The sequence below is a fragment of the Pseudoduganella sp. GW821-FHT11H04 genome (genome assembly GCF_058807935.1).
Map to the genome: position 1 here is coordinate 22,070 of NZ_JBXARE010000023.1, position 24,447 is coordinate 46,516.

Below are 24,447 nucleotides of genomic sequence, written 5' to 3' on the forward strand. Positions count from 1 at the left end.
ACCATGGCACACACCGCGCGTCCGCTGCTGGCAAGGCTTAACTGGTACTGGATTCTTCAGCTGATTGGCTGGGCGCTGGTGTTCATCGTGGTTGTACTGACCTACGGCCGCTTCCTGAGCATCGCCACCTGCGCGTGGTACGGCGTGAGCGGCTTGATGTTGTCGGACCTGTGGCACCGCGTGATCAAGGCGCGCCGATGGAATGTCGGTGCAATCAAATGGCGCATGCTCCTGGGCCCAGTCTTCCTGCTCGGACCACTGCAGACAGCGAGTGTCGCGACGGCCATTTACTTTGAACTCGGCAAGGTCGATGGCCTGGCGTGGCTCCCAAGCGCACTGGCATTCTGGATATGCATTTTCCTGGTGTGGCATATCGGCTACCTTGCAGCGATGGCCCTGCGCCGCGCCAACCAGTTTGAAGCCACCGCCCTGCGCATGGAAATCCAGGCCAAGGATTCCGAACTGCGCGCGCTGCAAGCCCAGGTCAATCCCCACTTCTTCTTCAATAGCCTGAACAGCATCCGCGCCCTGGTCTACGAAGAGCCTGATTCGGCCGCGCAGATGATCGACCAGCTGGCGAGCCTGATGCGCTATGCCCTGCAATCCGGCCAGTCCGATACCGTACCTTTGCACAAGGAGCTGGAAGCTGTGGAAGCATACCTGGCCATCGAAAAGATCCGCTTTGAAGAAAGGCTGCGCGCCAGCATCGAGATTGAGCCGGGCCTGGAAGACGTGCGGATCCCGCCGATGTCCCTGCAAACCCTGGTGGAAAACGCGGTCAAATACGGCGTGGAAATGAGCACCACCGGCAGCGAAATCCGCATCACCGCGCGCCGCGCCGGCGAAAACGCCCTGATTGAAATTGCCAATGCCGGCGCCATCCGCGCCATCGGCGATTCAACGAAAGTCGGCCTGACCAACACCCGCAAGCGCCTGGCCCTGTCGATGGGCGAGGAAGCCAGCCTGCAACTGAGCGAGAGCAGCGGCTGGGTGCGTGCAACCTTGCAATTCCCGGTGGCCGCATGATGCGCGTCCTGATCGTCGACGACGAGCGCCTGGCGCGCGCCGAATTGCGCCGCATGCTCTCCAAGCATCCCGGAGTCGAAATCATCGGCGAAGCAGCCAATGCGGCGGAAGCCGCGCAGTTGGTGGCCTCGCTCGACCCCGACCTGCTCCTGCTGGACGTGCAAATGCCCGGCGGCAGCGGCTTCGACCTGCTTGCGGCCCTGGACGATGCGCCTGAGGTGATCTTCACCACCGCCTTCGACCAGTACACGCTGCAAGCCTTTGAAGCCAGCGCGCTGGATTACCTGATGAAGCCCATCGAACCTCAGCGACTGACTGCGGCACTGGAACGCGCTGCCGCTCGTCTTGGCCTGGCGCCCACACCAAGCAGCACGCCGCGCAAGCTGTTTATCCGCGACGGTGAACGCTGCTGGTTCGTGCGGCTGGAAGATATCCGTCTATTCGAGTCGGAGGGCAATTACACCCGCCTCTACTTCGACGACGCCAGGCCGCTGCTGGCGCGCTCACTGCTGCAACTGGAGCAACGCCTGGACCCGCAGCAGTTCTTCCGCGCCAGCCGCCGCCATATCGTCAACCTGGCTGCGGTGCGCAGCATCGATAGCGATGAAGGCGGCGGCCTGACCCTGCGCCTGCCCGATCTGGATGTGGAAGTATCGCGCCGCCGGGCGGCGGCGCTCAAGCAGCTGCAGGAATTCTGACGCTTCTTATTTCAGCGCTGGAATCGCCTGCGGCTGCAGCGGCTTCACCGGCTGCTCCCTCAGTTTCTTCTGCAGCATTTCAATCGCCACTTCCAGCTGACGATCGCGGCCCGCGTAAGTGGCGTGCGGCAGGTTATCCACCTCCACATCCGGCACCACCCCCACGCCTTCGATCAGCCACTGGCCGTCCGCTTCGCTGAACTGGCCATTCTCGGCCACGCGCACCATGCCGTTGTCGGCCAGGCGATTACGGTCGCTGAGCCAGACGCCAGCGCCGGCGGTGCGCTTGCCCACCAGCGGCGCCAGTCCCAGCGACTTGATGCCGGCTGCGAAAGTCTCGCCGTCCGAATAAGTCAGCTCATCGACCAGTACCACCAAGTGGCCCCGGAAGGTGTTTTGCATATTCGGGTAAGTGCGGCCAGATGGCGGCGCCCAGTATGCCCAGGCTTTGCGCAGCAGCTTTTCAATGATCCAGCTGTCGATATTCCCGCCCTGGTTGCGGCGAACGTCGATGATCAGGCCATCGCGGTCGACATTGGCGTAGAACTCGCGGGCGAAGGTAGCAATATCGCCCGAACCCATGGCCCGCAGGTGCAGGTAGCCGATGCGGCCTTTCGAGGCCTGGCCTACCTGGTGCGCCAGGCCCTGCTCCCAATCGCCATAGCGCAGCGTTGCCTGGCGCGACTGCGCCACCGGCGTCACGATCACGGTTCGCGCGGCGCCTTTGGCGGTAGTCACGTTCAACAGCACCTGCTTGTCGGCCTGGTTCAGCAGCAAGTCGGAAATATCGCGCGCTTCCAGTACCGGCTTGCCGTTGACTGCCGTGATGACGTCGCCTTCATGCACGTCCACGTCCGGCTGCGCCAGCGGCGAGCGGGCGTTCGGTTGCTCGGGTTCGGTGCGGTAGATGTGTTCAACGCGATAGCCCTTATCGCTGCGGGCCAGCACGGCGCCCAGGGCGGCCGGGCTGCCTTCCGGTGCGGGACGGCGGATATCGCCTGGCGCCACCTGCGAATGCAAAGCCCCCACTTCCGCCACCATCATGCCGAGGATGTCGTTCAATTCCGCGCGCTCGCTGACACGCTCGACCAGCGGGGTGTATTTGGAGCGCACGGCATTCCAGTCCACGCCGCGCATCTTGGCGTCGTACAGGAAATCGCGGTGCATGCGCCAGGCGTCGTTGAACATCTGCGTCCATTCCAGGCGCGGGTTCGAGATCAGCATCCAGTCGTCCACGCGCACCTTGGCCTTGCTGGTGTCGGTCGGCGCCTTGGCGCCCGCCTCCACGATCATCATGTCGCCAGGACCGCTGGCGGAGAAGGTACGGTAGTACACGTGCTTATGGTCGCCGGACAGGTCATAGCTGCGCACGCCCGCCATGAAGGTTTCCGGCTGTGGGCTGGTGCGGGCAATAGCCAAGGTCTTCAGCGCGTAGCGGCCCTCGTTGCTTTCGCGCTCGAGGAAGTACAGGCGCTTGTCGTCCGCCGCCAGGTCGCGGTAATTGCCGGCGGCCAGCGGGACTTCGTACACACGGTCGGACAGGCCGGCAAACACGATGGCCGGCAGCGGTTTGGCCGCGGCACCAGTCTTGGCGCCGCCCGCCCCCGGCGTGGCCTTGGCGTCGGCCGCCTTGTCGGCAGCCTTCTCCACCGCCTTCTCGGCGGCCTTGTCTTCAGGCGTCTCGGCCGGCTTGGCGGCGGCCTTGCTCAATTCATCATCGGCCTTGAAGGGGAAGCGATTACCAGGCTGCAGCGCCAGCGCGAACACGCCGACGCGCTTATCGAACACCGGCCCCATATTGCGGTCGCCCCATGGCGAACCATTGGCCAGCGTAAAATTGCGGGCCGACAGGAAGTAAAGCCAGCGGCCATCCGGCGAGAACGCCGGCGATTCGGACGGATAACGGTCGCCGGTAACGAAGGCCAGCTGCCTGTTCTCCACGGAGTACAGGCCGATCTGGTCACGCTGCGCGCTGGTATCCGAGCGTACGAAAGCCAGGTTACGCCCGTCGGCCGACCACACGGCGGTATCATGCTGGTCGACGCCCGCCTTGCCGGCATCGTCGATCAGCGCGTTCGAGCGCGTGGCCAGGTCCAGCAGCCACATACGCCCTTTCTTGTCGGTGTGCGCCAGCCACTTGCCGTCCGGCGAAGGATACAGCGCCCAGCGGTGGTTATTACCGTCCGTGGTCAGGCGCTCGCCCTTGCCCGAACCGTCGGCAGCGAATTTCCAGATTTCGTTTTCGCCGCTGGTGTCGACGATCGCGTACACCGACTTCTCGTCATGGCTGAACACCGCGTCACGCGCGCGTGCGCCTTCCGGAATGGCGATCTCCACCCGACGCAAGCTGCCGGTTCCGGCAATGCTTACCCGGCCTCGCGCTGTGATCACCACACGCTCCTCGCGCGCGGACAAGGCGGTGCTGGTCAGAGCGTCCAGTGGCGAGCGGATCTGGCGCGTGCGCTGTTGGTCGAAGTCGGACAGCAGCGACGCTTTCAGCGGCTTGGAGGCGCCGCCGGCCAGCTCCAGCACCTGCACGTCCGCGCCCAACTGGTAGACGATGCGGCCATCGCCCAAGGCCGCATTGCGTACGTCCCAGTCCTTATGCCTGGTGTGCTGGCGCAGGTCGCCGCCATTCGCGTCGCTGGACCAGATATTGTCCGAGCCATCGCGGTCGCTGATGAAATACAGACGGCCATTCCACCACATCGGGCGCTTGTTGTTGCCCGCATCGGCGCCGAACACCTGGCGCGCCTCGCCGCCTCCGAGATCGTAGCGCCACAGCTGCGCATGCGCCCCGCCGCGGTAGCGACGGACGTTATCGCCCGTCATCACCAGGCCAAGGCGGGTGAAGTACAGGGTCTTGCCCCCATCATCCAGCACGGCGTCGTTGGCATCGGCCACCTGGAAGGTGCGGCGCGCCAGCGTGGCCGGCTTCACGGCCGACACTTCCCACTGGTTGCGCGGCCCGACCTGCGCCGGCATCGCTACCAGCACCTCGCCCTGGGCGGTCCAGCCCAGCACCCGAACATTCTCGTTAGCGAAGGTCAGCCGCTTCGGCAAGCCGCCGGCGAGCGGCATCACATACGCTTCGGGCGTGCCCTCGTAGCTGCCGACAAAGGCCAGCCACTCGCCGTCCGGCGAAATCGCCGCCATCGACTCGGTACCGGCATGGGTGGTCAGGCGCTGCGCCGCCCCGCCTTGCAGGCCGGTTTTCCACAAATCGCCTTCGGCGGTGAACACCACGGTGTCGCCGCGCACAGCAGGAAAACGGAGATAGGGATCGGCTGCGTGGGCAGAGGTAGCCAGAAGGCCAAGCGAGAGCGCGAGAGAAATTTTCATGCACGAGATTGTGCAATAAAAAACCCGCCCAGTGGGCGGGTTGTGCCGATTTTCGGTGCTGCGCTGCGGCGTTGGAAAAGCGGTGGGCCGCTTATTCGACTTCGACGGTTTCCGGCGGCGGCGTTGGCGTCGCATCCGGTTCCGGGAATTCCAGCTTGATCGCTTCGGCGTCGTCCAGTTCCACGATCACGCGGCCACCGGATACCAGGCGGCCAAACAGCAGCTCGTCGGCCAGCGCCTTGCGGATCAGGTCCTGGATCAGGCGCGACATCGGGCGCGCGCCCATCAAAGGATCGAAACCTTTCTTCGCGAGGAACTTGCGCAGTTTCTCGCTGAAGATCGCTTCCACCTTCTTCTCGTGCAGCTGCTCTTCCAGCTGCATCAGGAACTTGTCCACCACGCGCAGGATGATTTCCTCGTCCAGCGCGCGGAAGCTGATGGTCGCATCCAGACGGTTGCGGAACTCCGGCGTGAACATGCGCTTGATGTCCGCCATCTCGTCGCCGGCTTCCTTGCTGTCGGTGAAGCCGATCGAACGCTTCTGCAGGCTTTCCGCGCCGGCATTGGTGGTCATGATGATGATCACGTTGCGGAAGTCGGCTTTGCGGCCGTTGTTGTCGGTCAGCGTGCCGTGGTCCATCACCTGCAGCAGGATATTGAAGATATCCGGATGCGCCTTCTCGATTTCGTCCAGCAGCAGCACGGCGTGCGGCTTCTTGGTGATCGCCTCGGTCAGCAGGCCGCCCTGGTCGTAACCCACGTAACCAGGAGGCGCGCCGATCAAACGGCTCACCGCATGGCGTTCCATGTATTCCGACATGTCGAAGCGGATCAGCTCAATGCCCAGGATGAAGGCGAGCTGCTTGGCCACCTCGGTCTTGCCGACGCCGGTCGGGCCGGAGAAGAGGAAGGAACCGATAGGCTTATCCTGCTTGCCCAGGCCGGCGCGCGACATCTTGATCGCGGAAGCCAGCGCATCGATCGCAGGGTCCTGGCCGAACACCACGTTGCGCAGGTCGCGGTCGATGGTGGCCAGCTTGCTGCGGTCGTCCTGGTTGACGGTCTGCGGCGGGATACGTGCGATCTTGGAAATGATTTCCTCGATCTCGGTCTTGCCGATGGTTTTCTTCTGCTTCGACTTCGGCAGGATACGCTGTGCAGCGCCCGCCTCGTCGATTACGTCAATCGCCTTGTCCGGCAGGTGGCGGTCGTTGATGAAGCGCGCCGCCAGTTCAGCCGCCGTAGTCAGCGCCGACGAGGAATACTTCACGCCATGGTGTTCTTCGAAGCGCGACTTCAGGCCGCGCAGGATCTGCACGGTCTGTTCCACGGTCGGTTCGTTAACGTCGACCTTCTGGAAGCGACGGCTCAATGCATGGTCTTTCTCGAACACGCCACGGAATTCCGTGAAGGTAGTCGCGCCGATGCACTTCAGTTGCCCGTTCGCCAAAGCTGGTTTCAGCAGGTTGGACGCGTCCAGCGTGCCGCCCGATGCCGAACCGGCGCCGATAATGGTGTGGATCTCGTCGATGAACAGGATACCGTTCGGATTGTCTTTCAGCTGCTTGAGCACGGCCTTCAGGCGCTGTTCGAAGTCGCCGCGGTATTTGGTACCGGCCAGCAGCGCGCCCATGTCGAGCGAGTACACGACAGCATTAGTCAGTACTTCAGGCACGTCGTTCTGGGTGATGCGGTAAGCCAGGCCCTCCGCAATAGCGGTCTTGCCAACGCCGGCTTCGCCCACCAGCAGCGGGTTGTTTTTGCGGCGGCGGCACAGTACCTGGATCACGCGATCCACTTCGTCTTCGCGGCCGATCAGCGGATCGATCTTGCCCTCGGCGGCGGCCTTGTTCAGGTTCTGCGTGAACTGGTCCAGCGGCGATTCCTTGGCTTGGCCTTCGGGCACGGTGCCCTCTTCCACGCCCTCGGACGCTTTGCCGGAATCCATTTGCTGGTCCTTGCGTACGCCGTGCGAAATGAAGTTGACCACGTCCAGGCGGGTTACGCCCTGCTGGTGCAGGTAGTAAACAGCGTGGGAGTCCTTCTCGCCGAAGATCGCAACCAGCACGTTGGCGCCGGTGACTTCCTTCTTGCCGTTGGAGGCCGACTGCACGTGCATGATCGCGCGCTGGATGACGCGCTGGAAGCCCAGGGTTGGCTGGGTATCCACTTCGCCGGTGCCAGGCACGGTCGGGGTGTTATCGCCGATGAAGTTCGTCAGCGTTTTGCGAAGGTCCTCAATATTCACCGCGCAGGCGCGCAGCACCTCGGCTGCCGATGGATTGTCCAGCAGCGCCAGCAACAGGTGTTCCACGGTGATGAACTCATGCCGTGCCTGCCGCGCCTCGACAAAGGCCATATGCAAACTTACTTCTAATTCCTGCGCAATCATACTTCCTCCATCACACATTGCAGGGGATGCCCCGCCTTGCGTGCATGCGTTAAAACAAACTCCACTTTGGTTGAAGCTATATCTTTAGAGAAAACGCCGCACACGCCTTTGCCGTAGCGATGGACACTCAGCATAATTTGTGTGGCCGTTTCCCGGTCCTTATTGAAATACTCCTGGATGATCGCCACTACAAACTCCATTGGTGTGTAGTCGTCATTGAGCAACGCCACCTGGTACATAGGTGGCGGCTTAATTGCCTGCCGTTCCAGGACGGTTTCTGTGTCTTGCTTGGTTGCCATACGCTTATATTCTAATGCTTTCAGACTGGATGCAACGCCCATTTAAGAGGGGCATTTCCATCAGTACTCATCTTACGCGTTTTCGTCCATTGCCGCAGATGGCGGTCAGCTTGGCTAAAATCAAGAGGTCGAAAAATAGCTGTTGCATAAATCTCACCATGTGCTAGTGAAAGCTCTTGACATTAAAAATTGTTACGCCAACAATGCGATATCGACTTTGTGCAGATCTGTACATGTTGGTAAGAAGTGAGTTGTCGAGGAGGGGGCAGGAAGCTTCTTGCTTTTATGGCTCGTGTGATTCGTTTTTAATGAAGGTTTTTTTAATATGGCAACTGGTACCGTTAAGTGGTTCAATGACTCCAAAGGTTTTGGCTTCATCACTCCTGATGATGGCGGTGAGGATTTGTTCGCGCACTTTTCCGCTATTAACATGAACGGCTTCAAGACCCTGAAAGAAGGTCAAAAAGTGCAGTTCGAAGTCACGCAAGGCCCTAAAGGCAAGCAAGCTTCCAATATCCAGGCCTCCTAATCCCGGCCTCGGACAACGAAAAGCCCCGCCCCGCGGGGTTTTTTTTCGCCCCACCAGGGCGCGCATTATGCCAAATTCGTCATGCAAACTCGTACCCTCAGCCTAGCAGACGCGCCCGCCCTGCTCGAATTCGAGCTCGCCAACCGGGGCTGGTTTGAATCGCAAGTCGATGCCCGCTCGCCCGGCTTTTATACGCTTGCCGGCGTGGCGTCCCATATAGAAGACTACCTGGCCCGTTTTGCCGCTGGCGACATGCATCCTTGCCTGCTTGTGGAGGAAGATGGGGCGATTATCGGCCGTTGCAACCTGAAAGATATCGACCACGCTTCCCAGCGCGCCGAAGTTGGCTACCGCATTGCATCCTACGCCTGCGGCCGCGGCCTGGCTGGCGCCGCGCTTTCACACTTGATGGAACTCGCTTACGGCCAATGGCAGCTAACGGGCCTCGACGCCCACGTCACCATCGCCAACGCCGCCTCCGCCCGTGTCCTGGAGCGCGCCGGCTTCTCGCTTGCCGGCCCTTCGCCTATTGTCGCTGTCGTCGCGGAACACCCGCTGGCCTGCCTGCATTACCGCCACAATTAGAAGAGCCGGCTGGCCATATTGGCAAACAAGATCACCACGCTTAAACTGAGGCCGACCATCCAGCGGCTGAATGTATCCTGCCGCCGCGACATTTCCACAATGCGCGCCTCTTGTCGCTTGTCCATTTCAAGCATCTGGGCCCGCAGCTCGCTTCCAAGGGCTTTTATGCTGTCCTCCTGGCGCCGCGCAGATTCCTCGAATCGATCGCGCATTTCAGATTGAATCCCGGCAAATCGCTCGACGTTTTTGCGTTCCGACTCGGCGAAGCGCTCAACGTTTTTGCGTTCTGCCTCGGCGAATCGCTCGACATTTTTCAAGTCCGATTCGGAAAAACGGGCTGCAAAGTCGGAACGAACCAGGACAAAGCCGTTATCCACGTGCTGTCTTAATAAGGCCAGTTCGCAATTAAGGGTATCCACCTTTTTCTCCAGCTGGTGAATTCGCGCTTCTTTATCATCTTCCGACGGGTACGATTGATCGTCAAGCAAGCTCTGCGACATGGAAGACTCCTTGCGTGGCGGGGGACGTTCCATTGTCCATCCCGCCACGCAGGGCCACTTTGCGCTCGCTCAGAGTTTCGCCAACACGTCTTTCACGGCGGGATACAGGCTGCGCGAAACAGGTATGCTCTGCTCGCTGAGCGTATCAATCAGGTATTTGCCGCCTGCTTCAATGCGCAAGCGGGCGAAGTGGCGCATGTTTACCGCATAGGAGCGATGTACCCGCAAAAAATTGGCAGGCAGGCCGGCCATCAGCTTATCCAGCGGACTGTCATGAAAATGTCCACTGCCATCGCACATGTGGATCCGTGTGTAGTGCCCATCTGCGCCGATAAAGCTGATCTTGTCGAATGGCAACAACTCGATACCTCCCATTTTCTTGACGACCAATGAGCTCCCCCTCCCTTGCTCCGCGCTCTCGGCAAAGCGCTGGAATGCCTGGTGAAGGCGGGCCTGGCTGAATGGCTTGGCGACAAAGTCGAGAACACCGAAATCAAAGCCTTGCAGCGCCCTCTCGGCGTGGGCGGAGACGATGATGGTACGGAATTTTCCTTGGCTGACCAAGTCAAGCAAGCGGAAGCCATCATCCCCATGCAAATTAAGATCAAGCAGCAGCAGGTCGACCTCCCCCGCATGCAATATGTCGAGCACCTCATCGACATCCTCGCCCTGTGCGAGTTTGACCAAGCGCGGCCCGAAAAACGCACGCACCTCCCGCGCCAGTCGCAGGGCGATCAGGGGTTCATCTTCCACGATCAGAACATTCATGCTGGAATCCTGATCTGCGCCAGCCAACGTCCATCATGACTCGCAGCTGCATAGCTGGCGCGATCGGCAAAAGCTTCCCGCAAGCTGTTGAAAATATATGCGGAACCCGTCCCACGGCCCTGATGCTTACGCTTTTCAGCCAGAGGCATCGCCAAGGATATCCACACGCGTCTCGACCCGTTCAACACGCGTGTCGAGCCGGTCCATCCGATCATACTGGCGGTCCAGACGCTTGGCGACTTCGCCGATTTGTCGTCGTCCATCGGCGCACGTTCCATGGCAATCTCCCTTCGCTTTGACCCAACCGTTGGACAATCGGGCCGCAACGAAGTTCCGTGCGCAGCAAAATAAAAACCCCGCCTCCTTGCGGATGGCGGGGTTTGCTGGAGAGCTGGCTCAGCTTACATCTGCTCGATCATCACGTCGCCGAAACCGGAGCACGACACCTGGGTCGCGCCTTCCATCAGGCGGGCGAAGTCGTAGGTGACTTTCTTGGAGGCGATGGCCTTCTCCATCGAGGAAATGATCAAGTCAGCCGCTTCGGTCCAGCCCATATGGCGCAGCATCATTTCTGCGGACAGGATCAGAGAACCCGGGTTCACGTAGTCTTTGCCGGCGTACTTCGGCGCAGTGCCGTGGGTCGCTTCGAACATGGCCACGGAGTCGGACAGGTTGGCGCCCGGAGCGATACCGATGCCGCCCACTTGCGCTGCCAGCGCGTCGGAGATGTAGTCGCCGTTCAGGTTCAGGGTGGCGATCACCGAGTACTCCGCTGGGCGCAGCAGGATCTGCTGCAGGAAGGCGTCGGCGATCGAATCTTTCACCGTAATCTCGCGGCCGGTCTTTGGATTCTTGAACTTGCACCATGGGCCGCCGTCGATCAGTTGCGCGCCGAATTCTTTCTGTGCCAGTTCGTAGGCCCAGTCACGGAAGCCACCTTCGGTGTACTTCATGATGTTGCCCTTGTGGACGATGGTAACGGACGGCTTGTCATTATCGATCGCGTATTGGATCGCCTTGCGCACCAGGCGCTCGGTGCCTTCGCGCGAAACCGGCTTGACGCCGATGCCGGAGGTGCCAGGGAAGCGGATCTTCTTCACGCCCATTTCTTTGGTCAGGAACTCGATCAGCTTCTTGGCGCCTTCCGAACCTTCCTGCCACTCGATACCCGCATAGATGTCTTCCGAGTTTTCGCGGAAGATCACCATATCGGTCTTCTCAGGCTCGCGCACTGGCGAAGGCACGCCTTTGAAGTAGCGCACCGGGCGCAGGCAGACGTACAGGTCCAGCTCCTGGCGCAGGGCCACGTTCAGGGAACGGATGCCGCCGCCGACCGGCGTGGTCAGCGGGCCCTTGATCGACACAACATAATCCTTCAGTACCTTCAGGGTCTCTTCCGGCAGCCACACGTCCGGACCATAGACCTTGGTCGACTTTTCACCGGCGAAGATCTCCATCCAGCTGATCTTGCGCTTGCCGCCGTAAGACTTGGCAACAGCCGCATCCACCACCTTGATCATCACCGGGGTGATATCCACGCCGGTGCCGTCGCCTTCCAGGTAAGGAATGATCGGGGTGTCAGGCACGTTCAGGGAATAATCGGCGTTTACGGTGATTTTCTGGCCGTCGGCAGGTACTTTGATATGTTGGTACATCGTGTTCTCCGAAGAAGGGTTTTTGCAGTCTTCTATAAGACATAAGACTCAAGCGTTCCACATTATGCACCAGTATTTTACCGGGCGCTATACTAGCAACCTATGCCTCTGATACTTTTTAACAAACCTTTCCAGGTATTGTGCCAGTTTTCCCCCTCTGGAGATAAGGAAACCCTGGCCCACTACATCAAGACGCCGAACATCTATCCAGCCGGCCGCCTCGACTATGACAGCGAGGGCCTGATGCTGATGACCGATGACGGCAAGCTGCAGCACAAGATCGCCCACCCCGACCGCAAGGAAGCCAAAACCTACCTTGTGCAGGTGGAAGGTGTGCCCGACGCCGGCGCCATGGCCCGCTTGCAGGCGCCGCTGGACCTGGGCGACTTCACCACCCAGCCCTGCCAGGCAGTGCGCATCGCCGAACCGGGCTGGCTGTGGCCGCGCAATCCGCCGATCCGCCAGCGCGCCGGCCAGCCGACCTCCTGGATTGCGATTACTTTACAAGAAGGCAAGAACCGCCAGGTGCGCCGCATGACGGCGGCCATCGGCCACCCTACCCTGCGCCTGGTGCGCTCGGCCATCGGCGGCATTTCCCTGTCCAGCCACCCGCTGCTGCCAGGCGAGTGGATGGAAGTCTCGCCGGACGACCTCAAGCCAGAATAAATAAGTCAACCGGGCAAGTTCCGGCAGCGTTGATGAATCAGGTTCACCTGAACCTTTATCCACTATAAAAGGAGTTCGTCATGTCTAAGACTACTGTCGCGCTGCTTGCCTCCCTGCTTTCCGTCTCCGCCTTCGCTGCCGACCACCATATGAAAGCCTCTGCTTCGGCCGCGGCTTCCGCCGCTTCAGCTGCCTCCATGGCTTCGGCTGCTTCGGCCGCCTCCATGGCATCGGCTGCTTCCGCTGCGTCGATGTCCTCGGCCCCAATGGCTAAGCACAAAACGAAAAAACACGCAGCGTCCGCCTCAGCCTCCGCCTCCGCAGCAGCTTCGGCCGCCTCGATGGCCTCTATGAAGTAAAAGCAGAAAGCGAAAAACCCGCTATGGCGCAATGCCATGCGGGTTATTCCGGTACACCTGTTTGGCGGCTAGTGCCGCCAGCACACGAACTTAGGCGGACAGTGCCTTCAGGGCAGCTGCCAGACGGCTCTTGTGACGAGCAGCCTTGTTCTTGTGGATGATTTTCTTGTCAGCGATCGAGTCGATGGTCGACACGGAAGCTTGGAAGATGGTGGTAGCAGCAGCTTTGTCGCCAGCCTGGATAGCCTTGCGAACAGCTTTGATAGCGGTACGCAGGGTCGAACGCTGAGCGGAGTTGTGAGCGTTTTGCTTAACTGCTTGACGAGCGCGTTTGCGCGCTTGTGCGGTATTTGCCATTTGAGAATCCTAATTCGTTGTCAAAGTTCGTTTGCAAACAATAGCGTTTGCCAAACCGGTGCGGTGTTTTCAGAGCCGGCTGAACGTCGTTGCCTGCCATACTGAATTCTGTACAGCCTTAAATTATAACGGGGTTTTGCTGTCAGGGCAATTCAAAATATAATCGCCCCCCATGAACTTGCTCAAAACCCTCGCTGCTATTTCCAGCATGACAATGCTGTCCCGCATCACGGGACTCCTGCGCGACATCCTGTTTGCCCGTGCCTTCGGCGCCGGCGGCTTGACCGACGCCTTCTACATTGCCTTCCGCATTCCCAACCTGCTGCGGCGCCTGTTTGCCGAAGGGGCGTTTTCCCAGGCATTTGTGCCAATGTTGGCAGAATACAAAAACAAACAAGGCGAGGAAGCCACCCGCACCCTGGTGGACCATGTGGCGACCGTCCTGGTCTGGGCCACCCTGGCGACAAGTGCAGTCGGTATTATAGGCGCTCCATTGTTCGTCTACCTGATTGGTTCGGGCCTGAGCAAGGATCCAGCTTCGTTCGACGCGGCAGTCTGGATGACGCGCCTGATGTTCCCTTACATCGCCTGCATGTCCTTCGTCGCGCTTTCCAGCGGCGTGCTGAATACCTGGCGCCAGTTCAAGATCCCGGCTTTCACGCCCGTCCTGCTCAATCTCTCCTTTATCGCCGCCGCCCTGTTCCTGGCGCCGCACCTGAAACAGCCGGTGTATGCCATGGCCATCGCGGTCATGGCAGGCGGTCTTCTGCAGGTGGCGATCCAGGTGCCTTCACTGGTGAAGATCGGCATGCTGCCACGACTGTCATGGAATCCGCGCGTCGGCCTGTCCGATGCGGGCGTGCGCCGCGTGCTGAAGAATATGGGTCCGGCGGTGTTTGCCGTCTCCGTCGCGCAAATCAGCCTGATGATCAACACTACCTATGCCTCCTGGATGGAGGAAGGCAGCGTGTCCTGGCTGACGTTCGCCGACCGCCTGATGGAATTCCCTAACGCGCTGCTGGGCGTTGCGCTTGGCACCATCCTGCTGCCAAGCCTGTCCAAGGCCAGCCAGGAACAGGACCACGCCGAATACTCTGCCCTGCTGGACTGGGGCCTGCGCCTGACCTTCCTGCTTGCCTTCCCGGCGGCGGTCGGCATCGCGGTCCTGGCGCTGCCCCTGATCGCCACCATGTTCCATCACGGCGAATTCACCGACAAGGCCGCGATCGAGTCGGCCAAGCCGCTGCTGGCGTACGCGGTTGGCCTGCTCGGCATCATCCTCGTGAAGTCGCTGACACCAGCGTTCTATGCACGCCAGGACGTGCGCACGCCGGTGCGCATTGGCTTGCTGGTACTGGTGGTCACGCAGTTGCTGAACCTTGTCTTTATCCAGGTATTCAAGCTGAACGTCGCTGGCCTGGCGCTGTCAATCAGCGTTGCCGCCCTGCTCAATGCCAGCCTGCTGTATCGCGGCCTGCGCCAGAAAGGCATTTACGCGCCGCAGCCGGGATGGTCGGGCTTCTTCACCAAACTGGTCGTCGCGATTGCCGTGATGGGTGTGGCCGCCTGGTTTGGCGGACAGCAGTTCGATTGGCTGGGCATGCGCCACCACGGCATCCTGCGCGCCGGCGCCCTGCTGCTGGTGATTGGCGGCAGCGTGGTGGTGTATTTCGGCACCCTGTTCGCGCTCGGTTTCCGCCTGAAAGACTTCAAGCGCCGCGCAAAGTAATCAGCTGCGCTTCGATGGCGCAGGCTGTTCGCGCGCCGGTTCCTCGGGTTGCGCCGGCTGCTGCTCCTGCGGCGCCTCCTGCGGTTCTTGCGGGGGCTCCTGCGGCGGTTCCGGCTCCGGCGCCGGTTCGGGCTCGTTTGGCTTGGACTGGTCTTGTTGCGGCGTCCCTGGCTTGCCGCCGATTGGCGTCCCCGGCTGCGTGCCGGTCATCGGGCTTGGCGGCATGCCGGATCCAGGCTTGGATGGCTGGCCGGGTTGCTGGCCTGACTGCTGCCCGTCACCGCCCTTCGTACCCGGCACCTGCACGCCTTCGCCGCTGAACTTCCAGTCCGCATAGCTGGTGCGGCCCTCAAATGCCGAAAAGCGTGCCGGGAAGTTGCCGATCTTGATCGGTACCGCTTTCGACAGGCTGAATATCCCCAGGATGCCGCCATTCTCGGTGGCCTTCACAATCCCCCACTCCGCCTTGCCCGTCATCGGGTCGACGTAGATGCGGCGCAAATGGCGACGCAGCTGCGGGAAGCGCGGGTCCTTCAGTAATTCCGCAAACGATTTGGGATAGTTGGGCTGGCCCTGCGGCGTGGCGGCCGCATAGCTGGCCAGCGCATTGCTGTACTCCAGGCCGATATCCAGCAAAGCCTGTTCTGCGAAGGCGCGCTGCAATGTCACGCCAAGGCGCAGCGAAGCCGCGCCTACCAGGCCGATAATCGTCACCAGGATCACCACGCTGACGTAGGTGAACCCCTGCTGTTTAGAACTCCGAATAAGGCTTGCCGCTGCGGTCATTGCCCGGCGCTCCGCTCTTGATGTCTGCCACGCTGCCCTTGGTCACATCGTCCGGTGGCACGATGACCCAGGTGTCGCTCTTTTCCGTGATCGGGTCGATCGGCAGCGCGCGCAGGTATTTCCTCTCCACCAGCTGCTCCAGGCTGTCCGGGAACTTGCCGGTGTCGCCGTAGTATTGGTCGATGATGGCGCGCGTACTGCGCAGGTTATCGGCCAGGATAGTTTCCTTGGTCTTGTCCACGCTCGGGAAATAACGCGGTACGGCGAGCGTCAGCAGCAAGGCGATAATGCCCAGTACCACCAGCAACTCGATCAGCGTGAAGCCCTTTTTGTTCACCATTTCTTGTAAGGCACGCCGTTCAGGCCTGCCTGCTCCGAAGTCGAATACACGTCAAATACATCCTCGCCCTCGCGCGGGTCGTCGGCCTCGCTGGCGTAGCTGCGCTTGCCCCAGGTCTGGGCATTGCTGGCATTGCTGTCGCTGCTGAACGGGTCGCGCGGAATGCGGCGCAGGAAGAAGATCTTGGCGCGCTTGGGGTTGCGTTGGTCGACTACGCCTTCCACCAGCGTTTCCAGCGTGCGCGGGTAGCCGTTGCCGGTGATCGACTTGGCGATGCGGCCTTCGTCGTAAGCCACCTTGTACTCGTCCAGCGCTTTGCGGATTTCGTGCAGCGATCGGCGCAAGTCCTGTTCGTTGCGGCGCTGGACCACAGTCTGGCCGACCGGGATCGCCAGTGTGGCGAGCAGGGCAAGGATGGCCAGCGTCACCAGCAATTCGATCAAGGTGAATCCGCGCGCGCGCATGCTTATTGTGTCTTAGGCTTGGTCACGCTGGACGCCGCGCCAGGCTGGCTGTTGGAGAGCGGAAGTCCTTGCGGTGCGGCCGAATCGCCTGCGGCTGGTGCGGGCAGCGGCGCCGGCAACGCTGGCTGCACCGCAGCCGGGACTTCGCCCTGCGTCGGCGCGGCTGGCACTGGCGCGGCGCCCGCTGGCAGAGGCGCGCCGCCGGCTGGACGGGCGCCAGGCATCACTACGGGCGGGCGCGGCGTGACGTCAGGCTTGCGGCGGAAGTTAGCCTCGGTGCCGGCGGAGAATTCTGCCGCAGAAATTTCAGGACGCTGCAGGTTGCGTACCAGGTGCGGCGTAATCGACAGCACGATCTCGGTCTTTTGTTTGTCGTCGGTCTGCGAACCAAACAGGCGCCCCAGGATCGGGAGGTCGCCCAGGCCAGGCACGCGGTTGGCCGTGCTGCGCTCTTCGCTGTTGATCAGGCCAGCCAGTACCTGGTTCTCGCCGTCCTTCAGCTGCAGGAAGGTGGAAGCCTGACGCGTGCCGATCTGGTAAGCGGTGGTGCCGGACGCGGTCTGAATTTTGCCGAGCAGGCTGGATACTTCCAACGCAATACGGATGCCCACTTCGTTATTCAGGTAGATCGTTGGCTCCGCATTGAGCGTCAGGCCGACATCAACATAGCTCACCGATTCAAAGGCGAAGCCCTGCGTGCCAGGCGACACGGTAGTGGTAATTACCGGCACCTTCTCGCCGATCACAACCTTCGCCTTTTCCTTGTTGCGCACGCGGATGCGCGGACTGGCCAGCAGGTTGGTGTCGCCATCGGTCTTGTTGACGTTGATAGTCGCGCTCAGGGGGCTGACGCCGATGTAGTTGCGGTTGATGAAGTCCAGGTCGCGCAAGGTCAGCGGCGTGGATTTCTTGTCGCTGTTCAGGATCGACAGGCCGACGGAGCTTGGCCATTCCACGCCCAGCTCCATCAGGCGGCTGCGCTTGATCTCCAGGATCTCCACGTCCAGCATGACTTCAGGCTCGGCCTGGTCCTGCATGGCGACGATCTTCTCGGCCAGTTTCACCGCATCGGCGCTGTCGCGCAGGATAACGAGGTTGAGTTTTTCATCCGCCACCACATCGCGCGACTTGAGGATCGTCTTCAAGGTGTTGGCAACGGTCTTGGCTTCGGCATTGGACAGGTAGAAGGTGCGCACCACCGTCTCCTGGTATTCCTTCAGTTTGGCCGCCGTGTTCGGGTAGATCAGGATGGTGTTGCTATCCATGACCTGCTGCTCCAGCTGGTTCGTCATAAGCAGGAAGTAAATGGCCGATTCCACCGTGCTGTTTTTCAGCAGGATGGTGGTGCGGGCGTCGCTCTTGACGTCCTTGTCGAAGATGAAGTTCAGGCCCGAGCGACGCGAGATGATGTCGAACACCTGCTTCAGCGGCGCATCGCGGAACTCGATCGTGATCGGCGTTTTGTACGCCTTCGACAAGCCATTCTCCGGCGCTGCCTGCGGCATCTGCTCATTGATCGCCCGCATCATCGAACGGGCGCGCGCGTGGTCGGGGTTTTCAGCGAGCACGGTGCTGACACGGCTCTTCGCCGCATCGAAATCCTTCTGGTCCAGCGAATCGCCGGCCAGCGCCAGCAGCTTTTCGTGGCGATCAGCCATCTCGAGCGCACGCAGTCCGGCGCGAGCGCGTTCGTTCTGCGGGTTCATCACCAGCACGCGCTGGTAATTCTGCCCTGCCTGACCGTATTTGCCTTCACTGCGCATCTGGTCGGCCTGCTCCAGCAGGCGCGCGCTGGCGCGGTCGCGCACTTCCAGGTAAGCCTTGCGGTAAATGGCATTGTCCGGATCGCGTTTGATCGCTTCCTGGTATTTCATCAGGCCGGCTTCCACCTGGTCTTTTTCAACCAGCTCGCTGCCATCGCGATATGCCTTGTCGGCAGCGCAGCCGGACAGCGCCAGCACCATGACCGACAGGGTCAGCGTTCTCAAACTTGGCTTCACTCAATTACTCCAATATTTAGCTGCTGCACCTGGTTCATGGGCAGGTAGGTCAAGGTCAGGGTTGGCGGGGCAATCGCGTCCACGCGGTAGGCGCCGTCGATCTGCATGCCCTTCTTCACCACAAAGGTTTGTTCGCCCCGGCCAAGATAAACTTCCCATTGGCCGTCTGCTGCCGCCTTGCCCAGGTACTGGAATGGCAATGGCGGCGCGCTTGGCGGCGGCGGTGGCGCCGGTCTCAATTCTGCTGCCGATGGCGGTGGCGGCGGCGGGTTCCAGGACTGCCCGCCGAAGACGCCGTCCTTGCTCTTGAAGGAGCCTTCACCGGCGTCGCCGATCAATTCTTCGCGCGGCACCAGGCGCAGGATGGCTGTTTCGCCAGGACGCGCGTTCGCAGTGGTCGCCGTTGCCGCAGGTGAGCGCGCCGTTGCAGGCGTGGCGCGCGCCGGCCGGCGGTCGACAGCTTCCGCCACGGTGCTGTTGGGAGACTTGTCGCCGAAGATTACCAGCGCGGCGGCGCCAGCCAGTGTCACACCCATGACGATATGGCGCGGCTTCATGGCTTCTCCTTCAGGTACAAGGTGAAACGCAGGCGCGCCTCAACCACCGGCTCGCTGATCGTCTCGCGGCGGAAGGCGATATCGTCCAGCGCCGCGAACGGAATCGCCGTCAGCGCCTGCAGACTGAATTGCCAGATGTTCTGGTAAGCGCCCTTGACCGGCAATGTGACCTGGTAGGCAGCCACGCGGCTGGCCTTGTCCACGCTGAATTTGTAATCGCCCTGGTCCAGAGCCAGGCCGGTCTTGGCAGCAATGTCGAACAATTGCTTGACCTGTTGTTCGGCGTAGCGCTTGTCACCCAGCGAGACGTAGAAGTGATCCAGGTTCTCGTTGGATGTTGGGGGCGGCGCGGCCTGGGCAAGCTGCGCCGGTGCCGGCGGCAAAGGGGCATCAGCCAGCTGGCGCGCCTTGATCGACCATGCCAGCGCCAGTGCGCCGGCCAGCAGCAAAGCCAGCGCAGCACAACCCACGACACCAAGGCGCATGGCGGCCAGGCGCAGGCGCAACATCAGGGCGGCCGCGTTCATCGCGCCCTCCATTGCACTTCGACCTGGAAGCGCAGCGGGTGGTTCGGGTCCTGCTCATTGGTCTCATGGCGCAGCAAGGCGGCGCCAGTGAAAAATTCCTGCTGCTTCAGCTGTTCGATATAGCCAACCATATCATCGCTGTTTTTGGCCTCGGCGGTGATCTTCAGCGTCTGCTTGCGCGGATCGGGATCGAGCGACAACAGGGCGACGGCGGGCGAATTGGCGGCGGCAATCGCGTCCTGCAGCTGGCGCCACGGCAGGTTCAGTTGCAGGATGGCGGCGTTGACCGCCGCGGCCTGTGCTTCAGGAATCGCGGTTTCCGGCTTGCGTTCCGGGGTGCGCGCAGCGGCCGCCAGCTTGCGCTGCTGCGCGTGCAGGGCTTCCTCACGGACAGCTTGCTGCTGCGCAGCCTGTATGCCGGTTGCAGCGCCGGCCAGCAGCAATGCCGTGCCGAGCACGCCAGCCGCCAGCATGGCGGGATGGGTGCGGTATAGCACGGCGCGCCAGCCTGGCGTGGCAAAGTCGATCAGCATCGGCTTCATGCTGCGACTCCCAGGGCTGCGGTCGCGATGTGCTTGTCGCTGCCGGCGGGTTTTGCCAGGGCAGCCGGCACATCGCCGCTCAATTGGATCAGGGACGGCTGCTGCAGTCCTAGCAGCAGGGCCTCGCGCTGGGCGGCTTGCGTCAGCCAGTAATGGTCGGCGCCGTGCGGAATGGCGATATGGCGCAATGCGCGCAACTGGCCCTCTTCGCAGGCAGCCAGCGCCAGCACATCCGCCTGCGCGACACCGAACCATGCGCCGTTTTTCAGCGCGCCGGCATGGCGGTTCCAGGCGGCGACGAAGTTAGGCATGATGGCGGTGACCGTCAGCTCATGCTGTGCAGCGGCGTTTTCGATGACGCTTTTCAGCAGGCGCGGGATGGCGGCAGCCATGAAGGGCGCTGAGGCGTTCCAGTCCGCGCTGATATGCCAGGCGGCCGGCGCTTCGCCGTACAGGGTGTGGAAGCGCAGCGCCGTGGCGCCTTCCAGGTCGGCAAGGCGTGCGGCCTGCACCGGCGGCGTCACTTGCCACAGGCGCACCAGTTCGTCCGATAGCACAAAGCAGGCAGCGCTTCCGCTGGCGTCCTGTCCGGCCAGCAAGCCGGCAAGCGCGCCTGGCAGCACTTCGGCTACAGCGCCCGAAGGCAAAGCTTCCGCGGCCAGCGCCTGCTCGGCCAGCAACTCCGGCGCGCCCTTGCTCCAGCGCCGCACACGCAGCAGGCGCAAGGCTTGCGGCGTGACTTCGATCCGCAGGGACTGGGTAAAATTCTTAAGCATGCAAGGTCACCCGCTTGATTTCCGCCAGCGTGGTATCGCCGCGCCGCACCACTTCAAGCGCGGCGTGGCGCAGGCTGCGAGTGCCGTTGGCGTAGGCGGCAGCCTTGATCTGGCGGATTGGCCGTTTTTCCACGATCAGCTCGCGGATTTCATCATTCAGGGTCAGGATTTCCGCGATCGATCGGCGGCCCTTGAAGCCGGTTCCGCGGCAATCGCCGCAACCCTTGCCTTCCTTGAAGGTGTACTCATAGACATCGCCGCGCGCCAGGCCGACGCTAGCCAGTTCATCGTCGGATGGCGTCACCTCCACCGCGCAATGCGGGCAGTTGATACGCACCAGGCGCTGCGCCCAGATGCCGTTCAGCGCCGACACGAAGGCATACGGATCGATGCCCATGTGGGTGAAACGGCCGAACACATCGAACACATTGTTGGCGTGGACGGTGGTCAGCACCAGGTGACCCGTCAGCGCTGACTGCACCGCGATTTCCGCCGTTTCGCGGTCGCGGATCTCGCCCACCATGATCTTGTCTGGGTCGTGGCGCAGGATCGAACGCAAACCCTTGGCGAAGGTCAGGCCCTTCTTCTCGTTGACCGGAATCTGCAGAATGCCCGGCAGCTGGTATTCGACCGGATCTTCAATGGTGATGATCTTTTCGCGGCCGTTATGGATTTCGGTCAGCGCCGCATACAGCGTTGTGGTCTTGCCGGAACCGGTCGGACCGGTCACCAGCAGCATGCCGTAAGCTTCCTGCGCCAGCGAACGCAAGGTCGCCAGCGACGCCGCATCAAAGCCCAGCGCCTCCAGCGTCAGCGCGCCGTAGGATTCAATCATGGCGCGCTTATCCAGGATACGGATCACCGCGTCTTCACCATGGATGGAAGGCATGATCGACACGCGCAAGTCGATCTCACGCCCCATCGATTCGACGCGGAAGCTGCCGTCCTGCGGTACGCGGCGTTCCGCGATATCCAGCTCGGCCAGCACCTTCAGGCGCGAAATGATCTGCTCCGCCACGTCGATGCCGTTGACGGCTGTCGCATGGTCGAGCACCCCGTCGACCCGGTATTTCACAGCCAGGCCGCCGGCAGTCGATTCCAGGTGGATGTCGGACGCGCCGGCTTTCAGCGCATCGTACAGGGTCGAATTCACCAGGCGCACCGCCGGGCTAGCGCCTTCCGACACAGAGGCAAAGGACAGCACAGCGGCTGTCTTGCCATCGCGCCGCTGCCCTTCCGCGCCCGACACCAGGGTATCGACGGCGCGCGCCGATTCCTCCTGCTTGGACAGGTAAGCCTGGATATCGGACTGCAGCGCCAGCCGCAATTGCAGCGGCGCAGAAGCCGAGCAGCGCGCCTGCGTCGCCAGCCAGGTTTGCAAATCGAGGTCGAAAGGATCGGCAATCACGCCCACCGCCGCGCCATCGTGGGAACGCAGCAAGACGCAATGACGCGCCATCGCCTGCGACAGCGGCATCAGGTCAAAGGCCGGCTCGAAGGCCAGCATATCCGCCGTCTCCAGCACGGCCAGCCCGAAGGGCAGCGCCAGCGCCCGCACGGCCATGCGCGGCTCGATACCGGTCAGGGCCTCCAGCTCCTCCACCAGGCTGCGCTTGGAGTGCGCGCATTGTGCGCGCGCCTTGGCCAGCACATTTGCGTCAAGTACCGGGACTGTCATGCCATTTCTCCGGCCAGGTCAAAAATCGGCATATACAAAAGCACCACGATAGCACCCACCACAATGCCGATGGCTGCCATCAGCAAGGGTTCGAAAGTGCGGGTAAAACGGTCGATCCAGCGCGAGATCTCGCCGTCGTAAAAGGCCGCAGACTGCGTCAGCATGGCGCCCATCTCGCCGGTGCGCTCACCGACGCGCAGCATGCGCAGGGAAATCGGCGTGGTCAGTCCATTCGCTTCAAAGGCCGACGAAAGCGGCAACCCCGCTTCGATCATGGCGCGCGCGCCCTGCAGGCCATCCTTCACATTCGCCGACACCATGGCCTGCACGGTATCGACCGCATTCAGGATGGTGATGCCGCCTTCGCTCAGCATGCCCAGCGTCAGGTACAAGCGAGACAATTCATAAATGCGTATGCGTTCACCTACACCCGGCAAGCGCGCCAGCAAACGGGCCATGCCGCCGCTGCGCACCAGGCGCCGCACGCCGAACACCGCACCGCCGATCAGGGCGGCGATACCGGCCAGCAGCGGCGTGGTATGGGCCGCCGCGAACTGGCCCCAACTTAACATCACCTGCGACATCCAAGGCAGGTTGCGGCCCGCGCCCTGGTACACCTCGGCGAAACGCGGAACCACATAGGAAATCAGGAAAAGCGACACCCCGCCGCCCACCAGCATCAGGATACAAGGATAGATGGCGGCGCTTACCAGCTTGGTGCGCACCAGGTCCACCCGCAGCTGGTAATCAATAAATCGTTCGAGGGAGCGCGGCAGGTCGCTGGTGCCTTCGGCCGCTTTGACGATGCCCACATATAAAGGCGGGAACAACTGCGGCTGCTCGGCCAGTACGGTAGAAAAACGCTGGCCCTCGCGCAGGCCGGACAGCAAGCGTTCCAGCACGGCGCGCGTCGCAGGCGCCGCTTCCTTTTCCAGCAAGGCTTCCAGGCCTTCCACGACACCGAGGCCCGCATTCAAGAGCGCCAGCAGCTCCTGGCTGAACAGTACGAGGGAAATCGCCTTGGCTTTGCCTGTGCCCAGCCCTGAGCGGCGCGGCGTGATGGCGCTGACGAACAGGCCGCGCGCCTCCACCTGGCGCCGTGCATCGGCTTCGTCGCGGCCATCGATCACCAACTGGCCGATCGCCATGTCGGGCGACAGAGTGCGAACTTCGAACTGCATAAGCGTCAGGCCGCGCTGCGATTACTGGACGCCGATGTCGGCGTTCTGGCCTTCGCCGCCCGGCTGTCCATCCTTGCCGAGGGAGATGATTTCGAATTCCGCCTTGGCGCCGGGCGCCTTGTATTGATATGGACGGCCCCAAGGATCGAGCGGTACGACCTTGTTCAAGTAAGGACCATTCCATTTCGCGCCGGCGGTGGCAGGCGCCGCGACCAGCGCGTTCAGGCCCTCTTCGGTGCTCGGGTAGCGGCCCACATCGAGGCGGTAGGCATCGAGCGCCTTTTCGAAGGCCTCGATCTGCGCCTTGGCGGCTGTGACTTCAGCTTTGCCCAATTGGCCGAAATATTTGGGCCCTACGTAGGCGGCCAGCAGGCCAATGATGACGATCACCACCAGCAATTCGAGCAGGGTGAAACCTCGACCAGCCTTGCTATGAATCCGTGCTGCAAACATCCGGGAAACCTCCGCCAAGTTAGAAGGCAGAGGCTACCACGCAGGTTTGGGTTCCGACAACATTTTCTACGGTGTGCGGGACGCTTGTCTCAGCTGAGACATTTTTCGCTTGTTTGTTATTAAAAGTGTCGCGATTTATTCACAAGTGAAATCGAAAGCAAATGCCCTCCGGCCATAGGCCTTGCCGAACATTGTTTGTTTTTCCTTTTATAAAATTGAATATTTGTCATTGAATTTT

The 24,447-nt window shown here is 61.6% G+C and carries 26 protein-coding genes; 7 read left to right on the forward strand and 19 right to left on the reverse strand.

The window, feature by feature from the left end:
* Positions 1-3 precede the first annotated feature (3 nt).
* Entirely contained in the window at positions 4-1,026 is a 1,023-nt protein-coding gene (locus AC1RTP_RS27535; RefSeq protein ID WP_498611835.1) for a sensor histidine kinase, read from the forward strand.
* The gene (locus tag AC1RTP_RS27540) at positions 1,026-1,724 is read left to right on the forward strand and encodes a LytR/AlgR family response regulator transcription factor (protein WP_498611865.1); all 699 of its coding nucleotides are present in this window, start codon (positions 1,026-1,028) and stop codon (positions 1,722-1,724) included. The genes AC1RTP_RS27535 and AC1RTP_RS27540 overlap by 1 nt, the downstream gene beginning before the upstream one ends.
* A 6-nt stretch (positions 1,725-1,730) precedes the next feature.
* On the opposite strand, the gene AC1RTP_RS27545 is transcribed toward AC1RTP_RS27540, so the two are convergent.
* The 3 genes from AC1RTP_RS27545 to clpS form a co-directional block, all read right to left on the reverse strand.
* Positions 1,731-5,066 (reverse strand): S41 family peptidase, encoded by a 3,336-nt coding sequence (locus AC1RTP_RS27545; protein ID WP_498611836.1) that lies wholly within the window; start codon positions 5,064-5,066, stop codon positions 1,731-1,733.
* A 91-nt stretch (positions 5,067-5,157) separates the two neighbouring features.
* The gene (gene clpA, locus AC1RTP_RS27550) at positions 5,158-7,458 is read right to left on the reverse strand and encodes an ATP-dependent Clp protease ATP-binding subunit ClpA (RefSeq protein WP_498611837.1); all 2,301 of its coding nucleotides are present in this window, start codon (positions 7,456-7,458) and stop codon (positions 5,158-5,160) included.
* Entirely contained in the window at positions 7,455-7,757 is a 303-nt protein-coding gene (gene clpS, locus AC1RTP_RS27555) for an ATP-dependent Clp protease adapter ClpS (protein ID WP_498611838.1), read from the reverse strand. The genes clpA and clpS overlap by 4 nt, the downstream gene beginning before the upstream one ends.
* A 325-nt stretch (positions 7,758-8,082) precedes the next feature.
* Here clpS and cspE point away from each other — a divergent pair, with 325 nt between their 5' ends.
* Entirely contained in the window at positions 8,083-8,286 is a 204-nt protein-coding gene (gene cspE, locus AC1RTP_RS27560) for a transcription antiterminator/RNA stability regulator CspE (protein WP_107141363.1), read from the forward strand.
* Positions 8,287-8,367: 81 nt separating this feature from the next.
* A complete protein-coding gene (locus AC1RTP_RS27565) occupies positions 8,368-8,871 on the forward strand; it encodes a GNAT family N-acetyltransferase (RefSeq protein ID WP_498611839.1) in 504 nt (167 codons plus the stop codon).
* Here AC1RTP_RS27565 and AC1RTP_RS27570 read toward each other — a convergent pair.
* The 4 genes from AC1RTP_RS27570 to icd all read right to left on the reverse strand — a co-directional run bounded on the left by AC1RTP_RS27570 (position 8,868) and on the right by icd (position 11,794).
* Positions 8,868-9,371 (reverse strand): hypothetical protein, encoded by a 504-nt coding sequence (locus tag AC1RTP_RS27570; RefSeq protein ID WP_498611840.1) that lies wholly within the window; start codon positions 9,369-9,371, stop codon positions 8,868-8,870. The genes AC1RTP_RS27565 and AC1RTP_RS27570 overlap by 4 nt on opposite strands.
* Positions 9,372-9,440: 69 nt before the next feature.
* A complete protein-coding gene (locus AC1RTP_RS27575) occupies positions 9,441-10,139 on the reverse strand; it encodes a LytR/AlgR family response regulator transcription factor (RefSeq protein WP_498611841.1) in 699 nt (232 codons plus the stop codon).
* Positions 10,136-10,417: a hypothetical protein gene (locus AC1RTP_RS27580; RefSeq protein WP_498611842.1), complete on the reverse strand. Its 282-nt coding sequence runs from the start codon at positions 10,415-10,417 to the stop codon at positions 10,136-10,138. Before AC1RTP_RS27580 ends, AC1RTP_RS27575 begins: the two co-directional genes overlap by 4 nt.
* 123 nt (positions 10,418-10,540) lie before the next feature.
* On the reverse strand, positions 10,541-11,794 hold the full coding sequence (icd, locus tag AC1RTP_RS27585; protein WP_498611843.1) for an NADP-dependent isocitrate dehydrogenase: 1,254 nt from the start codon (positions 11,792-11,794) through the stop codon (positions 10,541-10,543).
* Between the two features lie 102 nt (positions 11,795-11,896).
* Here icd and AC1RTP_RS27590 point away from each other — a divergent pair, with 102 nt between their 5' ends.
* Positions 11,897-12,460, forward strand: a complete 564-nt coding sequence (locus AC1RTP_RS27590; protein ID WP_498611844.1) for a pseudouridine synthase — start codon at positions 11,897-11,899, stop codon at positions 12,458-12,460.
* A gap of 80 nt (positions 12,461-12,540) precedes the next feature.
* Entirely contained in the window at positions 12,541-12,819 is a 279-nt protein-coding gene (locus AC1RTP_RS27595; protein ID WP_498611845.1) for a hypothetical protein, read from the forward strand.
* A gap of 90 nt (positions 12,820-12,909) precedes the next feature.
* Here the strand turns inward: AC1RTP_RS27595 and rpsT are convergent, their stop codons facing one another.
* Positions 12,910-13,176, reverse strand: coding sequence for a 30S ribosomal protein S20 (gene rpsT / locus AC1RTP_RS27600; RefSeq protein ID WP_055937377.1), 267 nt, complete (start codon positions 13,174-13,176; stop codon positions 12,910-12,912).
* A gap of 172 nt (positions 13,177-13,348) precedes the next feature.
* Between rpsT and murJ the strand changes: the two genes are divergently transcribed.
* On the forward strand, positions 13,349-14,905 hold the full coding sequence (murJ, locus tag AC1RTP_RS27605; protein ID WP_498611846.1) for a murein biosynthesis integral membrane protein MurJ: 1,557 nt from the start codon (positions 13,349-13,351) through the stop codon (positions 14,903-14,905).
* Here murJ and AC1RTP_RS27610 read toward each other — a convergent pair whose 3' ends face one another.
* The 11 genes from AC1RTP_RS27610 to gspG are packed head-to-tail and all read right to left on the reverse strand — an operon-like array spanning position 14,906 to position 24,209.
* A complete protein-coding gene (locus AC1RTP_RS27610) occupies positions 14,906-15,691 on the reverse strand; it encodes a type II secretion system protein (RefSeq protein WP_498611847.1) in 786 nt (261 codons plus the stop codon). It abuts the gene before it with no gap.
* Entirely contained in the window at positions 15,657-16,031 is a 375-nt protein-coding gene (locus AC1RTP_RS27615; RefSeq protein WP_498611848.1) for a type II secretion system protein, read from the reverse strand. Before AC1RTP_RS27615 ends, AC1RTP_RS27610 begins: the two co-directional genes overlap by 35 nt.
* Complete coding sequence (locus tag AC1RTP_RS27620) at positions 16,025-16,495, reverse strand: prepilin-type N-terminal cleavage/methylation domain-containing protein (RefSeq protein ID WP_498611849.1); 471 nt, start codon at positions 16,493-16,495, stop codon at positions 16,025-16,027. Before AC1RTP_RS27620 ends, AC1RTP_RS27615 begins: the two co-directional genes overlap by 7 nt.
* 2 nt (positions 16,496-16,497) lie before the next feature.
* Positions 16,498-18,495: a secretin GspD/PilQ domain-containing protein gene (locus tag AC1RTP_RS27625; RefSeq protein WP_498611850.1), complete on the reverse strand. Its 1,998-nt coding sequence runs from the start codon at positions 18,493-18,495 to the stop codon at positions 16,498-16,500.
* On the reverse strand, positions 18,492-19,052 hold the full coding sequence (locus tag AC1RTP_RS27630; RefSeq protein ID WP_498611851.1) for a hypothetical protein: 561 nt from the start codon (positions 19,050-19,052) through the stop codon (positions 18,492-18,494). Before AC1RTP_RS27630 ends, AC1RTP_RS27625 begins: the two co-directional genes overlap by 4 nt.
* A complete protein-coding gene (locus AC1RTP_RS27635) occupies positions 19,049-19,579 on the reverse strand; it encodes a hypothetical protein (protein ID WP_498611852.1) in 531 nt (176 codons plus the stop codon). Before AC1RTP_RS27635 ends, AC1RTP_RS27630 begins: the two co-directional genes overlap by 4 nt.
* A complete protein-coding gene (locus AC1RTP_RS27640) occupies positions 19,576-20,121 on the reverse strand; it encodes a hypothetical protein (RefSeq protein WP_498611853.1) in 546 nt (181 codons plus the stop codon). Before AC1RTP_RS27640 ends, AC1RTP_RS27635 begins: the two co-directional genes overlap by 4 nt.
* A complete protein-coding gene (locus AC1RTP_RS27645; RefSeq protein ID WP_498611854.1) occupies positions 20,118-20,897 on the reverse strand; it encodes a hypothetical protein in 780 nt (259 codons plus the stop codon). The genes AC1RTP_RS27640 and AC1RTP_RS27645 overlap by 4 nt, the downstream gene beginning before the upstream one ends.
* Entirely contained in the window at positions 20,890-22,575 is a 1,686-nt protein-coding gene (locus AC1RTP_RS27650; RefSeq protein WP_498611855.1) for a GspE/PulE family protein, read from the reverse strand. The genes AC1RTP_RS27645 and AC1RTP_RS27650 overlap by 8 nt, the downstream gene beginning before the upstream one ends.
* Positions 22,572-23,756 carry a type II secretion system F family protein gene (locus AC1RTP_RS27655; RefSeq protein WP_498611856.1) on the reverse strand — a complete coding sequence of 395 codons (1,185 nt, stop codon included), beginning with the start codon at positions 23,754-23,756 and terminating at the stop codon, positions 22,572-22,574. Before AC1RTP_RS27655 ends, AC1RTP_RS27650 begins: the two co-directional genes overlap by 4 nt.
* A gap of 21 nt (positions 23,757-23,777) precedes the next feature.
* On the reverse strand, positions 23,778-24,209 hold the full coding sequence (gspG, locus tag AC1RTP_RS27660) for a type II secretion system major pseudopilin GspG (RefSeq protein ID WP_498611857.1): 432 nt from the start codon (positions 24,207-24,209) through the stop codon (positions 23,778-23,780).
* Positions 24,210-24,447: the final 238 nt, after the last annotated feature.